Here is a 235-nt window from a genome sequence, read left to right as displayed (position 1 = left end):
CAGGTTTGCCTGCCTGCGCGAGCCGCTCCCTAGCGATCTCTAGGCCACGGCGATTTGGAAGACCGGTTAGCGCGTCTGTCGCAGCGGCGCGGGCGAGGTCGAGCTCGACCGCCTTGCGGCGCGAGACCTCCCGCACCACGTTCACGGTTCCGCTCGCCTGGCCATGCTCGTCCGAAATGGCGCAGGCATGGCTTTCGAACCATGCCATCTCTCCCGACGCCTTCATCGCCCGGAA

The 235-nt window shown here is 66.8% G+C and carries 1 protein-coding gene; it reads right to left on the bottom strand.

The features are described from left to right. On the bottom strand, positions 1–208 hold a 208-nt coding region (locus tag AC3II9_RS22550; protein ID WP_489159008.1), incomplete at its 3' end, for a hypothetical protein. Positions 209–235: the final 27 nt, after the last annotated feature.

Source organism: Lysinibacillus sp. RU7, from assembly GCF_057837305.1.
The sequence above is the reverse complement of the archived record's forward strand: the minus strand, read 5'-3'. Positions and strand labels throughout refer to the sequence as shown.